General features: G+C 66.4%; 3 protein-coding genes. All 3 read right to left on the reverse strand.

Annotated features, from left to right (window positions below; genetic code table 11):
* Window positions 1-33 precede the first annotated feature (33 nt).
* From HMPREF0372_RS12510 to HMPREF0372_RS12520, 3 genes are read right to left on the reverse strand one after another with little or no spacing between them, the layout of a single operon-like run.
* The gene (locus HMPREF0372_RS12510; RefSeq protein WP_007493019.1) at window positions 34-1,017 is read right to left on the reverse strand and encodes an ABC transporter permease; all 984 of its coding nucleotides are present in this window, start codon (window positions 1,015-1,017) and stop codon (window positions 34-36) included.
* A complete protein-coding gene (locus HMPREF0372_RS12515) occupies window positions 1,014-2,120 on the reverse strand; it encodes an ABC transporter permease (RefSeq protein WP_007493021.1) in 1,107 nt (368 codons plus the stop codon). Before HMPREF0372_RS12515 ends, HMPREF0372_RS12510 begins: the two co-directional genes overlap by 4 nt.
* The gene (locus tag HMPREF0372_RS12520; RefSeq protein WP_039997462.1) at window positions 2,113-3,696 is read right to left on the reverse strand and encodes an ABC transporter ATP-binding protein; all 1,584 of its coding nucleotides are present in this window, start codon (window positions 3,694-3,696) and stop codon (window positions 2,113-2,115) included. Before HMPREF0372_RS12520 ends, HMPREF0372_RS12515 begins: the two co-directional genes overlap by 8 nt.
* Between the last annotated feature and the right edge of the window lie 128 nt (window positions 3,697-3,824).

Here is a 3,824-nt window from a genome sequence, read left to right on the forward strand (position 1 = left end):
AAGCAGCCGGGAAAGCGGGTAAACATCCGTGGCTTACCGCTCCTCCCGGAAATACGCCAGGCCCAAACTGGCCGGCGGCTGCTTGTCGCGGTTGTTGCGCATGGAGGTAAAGACCAGCACGATCACGGTGACCACATAGGGCAGGATCTTGTAGATCTGGTCGGGGATCAGGTCGATGGGCATGCGCAGGTAGAGAATGAGCAGGCCGCCGAAGAGGATGGAACCCCAGATGGCCCGGTAGGGGCTCCACAGGCAGAAGATCACCAGAGCGACGGCCAGCCAGCCCACGCCGGAGAGTCCCTCGTGGTTCCAAACGCCGCCCACCACGGTCATGATATACACCATGCCGCCGATGGCCGAGATGCCGCCGCCGATGACGGTGGCCAGATACTTGCAGCGGGTGACGCTGATGCCGGCGGCATCGGCGGTGGCGGGGGACTCGCCCACCGCGCGCAGGTAGAGGCCGGAGCGGCTGCGGTGGAGGTACAGGCCCATGGCCACTGCCATGGCGATGCCCAGATAGGTGAAGATGCTGTGGCTGAAGAGCAGCCTGCCCACCACCGGCAGCTCCTGGAGGAAGACCGGGAAGGGCGAGCCGTTGAAGGCCCCCTTCAGGGTGTTGCTGACGGCCACGTAGGTGCCCTCCCGCACCCGCATAAATTCACCGATGTACTGGCCCACGCCGGTGCCGAAGATGGTGAGGGCCAGGCCGGTGACGTTCTGGTTGGCCCGGAGGGTGATGGTGAGGAAGCTGAAGAGCAGGGCAGCCAGCGCGCCGGCCAGGAAGGAGGCGGCGATGGCGATGACCACCGCCAGGGGGGCGGACACCGCCGCGCCCGCCAGCTTCTCATAGTAGAACGCCGCGCCCAGGCCCAGGGCGCCGCCCATGAACATCATGCCCTCGACGCCCAGGTTCAGGTTGCCCGACTTCTCGGTGAGGATTTCGCCGCTGGTGCCGTAGAGCAGGGGCGTGCCGTAGAGGACGGCGGCCGTGATCAGGTTGAGCAGAAAGGTCATTTCGCCGCCTCCTTCCTCTTGTGGCGCTCCTCCGCGCCGCGGAAGACCAGCTTATAGTTGATGAAGAACTCGCACCCCAGCATGAAGAAGAGAAGCACGCCGGTGATGACGTCGGAGAGGGACGCGGGGATACCCATCTGGGTGTTGAGGGTGTCCGCGCCCTTCTGGAGGACGGCCAGCAGGGCGGATATGCCCACCATGGCGAAGGGGTTGAGCTGGGCCAGCCAGGCCACGGTGATGGCGGTGAAGCCCGCCCCGGCGGCCACGCCGGAGTACAGGGTGTTGTTGGCGCCGGAGACCAGCAGGAAGCCCACCACGCCGGCGATGGCGCCGGAGAGGAACATGGTGCGCATGATGACCCAGCCCACGTTCATGCCCGCGTACCGGGCGGTGTTCTCGCTCTCGCCGATGACGGCGATCTCATAGCCGTGCTTGGTGTATTTCATGTAGAGGAACATGAACACCGTCAGGGCCAGCACCACGATCCAGCCGCAGTACACGCCGGCCACCCGGGGCAGGCAGGCGTTGGAGGCGAACTGCTCAATCTGCTGACTGCCCCGGGGGATCTTCTCCCACGGGCCGCCCTGGAGCCACTTCACCACGCCGATGATGATGTAGTTCATCATCAGGGTGAACAGGGTCTCGTTGGTCCCCCAGCGGGCCTTGAAGAAGGCGGGCACCAGCGCCCACAGGCCACCGCCGATGGCGCCGGCGGCGCACATGAGGAGCAGCAGGGGCACCTGGGGGATGGAGTCGGCCCAGAAGAGGGCGAAATAGGTGGCGCACATGGCGCCGGCGGTGATCTGTCCCTCGGCGCCGATGTTCCAGAAGCGCATCTTGAAGCAGGGGGCGATGGCCAGGGCGGTCCCCAGCAGGGGGATGAAGTTCTTCACGGTCTGCCGGATACCGGAGGTCTTGCCCAGGGCGCCCTCCACGATGATGGCGTAGCCCTGGATGGGGTTGTTGCCCGAGAGCAGGATCACCAGGCCGCCCACCACCAGGGCCAGCAGGATGGCCGCGATGCGGATGCCCCACTGGCCCGCGCCGGCCATGCCGTCCCGCTTGGCCAGGCGGATCAGGGGTGTTTTGCCGCTGCTATGCACGCTCGCCCGCCTCCTTTCCGCCGCCCACGTGGGTCATGTAGAGGCCCACCTCTTCCTTTGTGGTATTCCGGCCGTCCACGATGCCGGAGACCTTGCCGCCGCAGAGCACCAGGATCCGGTCGCACAGCTCCAGCAGCACGTCCAGATCCTCCCCCACCAGGAGCACGGCCACGCCCTTCATCTTCTGCTGGTTGAGCAAGCCGTAGATGGTGTAGGACGAGTTGATGTCCAGGCCCCGGACGGGGTAGGCGGTCATAAGCACGGTGGGGGTGGAGTCGATCTCCCGGCCCACCAGCACCTTCTGCACGTTGCCGCCGGAGAGCCGGCGCACCGGAGTGCCGACGCCGGGGGTGACGATCTCCAGCTCGTCAATCAGCCGCTGGGCCAGCGCCCGGGGGGCCTTGCGGTCCACGAAGGGGCCCTTGTGCTCCCGGTAGGTCTTGAGCATCATGTTGTCCACCATGTCCATGCCCGCCACCAGGCCCATGCCCAGGCGGTCCTCCGGCACGAAGGCCAGGGACACGCCCACACGGCGGATCTGCATGGGGGTCTTGCCCACCAGCTCCTCGCCGTCCCGGTCCACGGGGACGTGGTAGCCGGCGATGTCGCTGTTGGGGTGGGGCGGGTAATAGAGCACGCTGCCCGCCTCCGCGGCCTGGAGGCCGGCGATGGCCTCCAGCAGCTCCTTCTGGCCGGAGCCGGCGATGCCCGCAATGCCCAGAATTTCGCCGCCGAAGGCCTGGAAGGACACGTCGTCCAGGGTCTTGATCCCCTCGTGATCCCGGCAGGTCAGGCCCTTGACCTCCAGGCGGAGATCCCGGTACTTGGCCTCCGGCCGGTCGATGTTCAGGCTCACCGCCCGGCCCACCATCATTTCGGTGAGCTTCTGGGGATCGGTGTCGGCGGTGTGGACGGTGCCGATGTACTTGCCCTTGCGGAGGACGGCCACCCGGTCGGAGAGGGCCATGACCTCGTGGAGCTTGTGGGTGATGATGACGATGGCCTTGCCGTCGGCGCGCATGTTGCGCAGGACGGCGAAGAGCTTTTCGGTCTCCTGGGGGGTGAGGACGGCGGTGGGCTCATCCAGAATGAGGATGTCCGCCCCCCGGTAGAGCACCTTGAGGATCTCCACCGTCTGCTTCTCCGACACCGACATGTCGTAGACCTTTTTGCCGGGATCGATGTCAAAGCCGTACTTCTCGCTGATCTCCTTCACCCGGCGGGCGGCGGCCCGGAGATCGAAGGCCCCCTTCCCCTCCAGGCCCAGGACGATGTTCTGTGCCGCGGTGAACACGTCCACCAGCTTGAAGTGCTGGTGGATCATGCCGATACCCAGGGCGTAGGCGTCCTTGGGGGAGCGGATGGTGACCTCCCTTCCCCCCACCTGGATGTGCCCCTCGTCGGGGAAGTAGATGCCGGAGATCATGTTCATCAGGGTGGTCTTGCCGCTTCCGTTCTCCCCCAGAAGGGAGAGAATCTCGCCGCGCCGGACCTCCAGATCAATTCCGTCGTTGGCCACGACGCGGCCAAACCGCTTGGTGATCCCCTTGAGCTGGATCGCGCTGACCTGTTCCAAACCCAGCCTCCTTTCCCGGCCCCCGCGGGGCCGAAGCGTTCTCTTCTCTCGCACTCGCTGTTCCTCGCGGCAAAGGCCCCCGGCGCGGTCGCGGGGGAGAAATCCGGGGCCGGCCCGCCTGGGCCGGC

This window comes from Flavonifractor plautii ATCC 29863 (genome assembly GCF_000239295.1).
In the GTDB taxonomy this organism is placed as follows: Bacteria; Bacillota; Clostridia; order Oscillospirales; family Oscillospiraceae; genus Flavonifractor; species Flavonifractor plautii.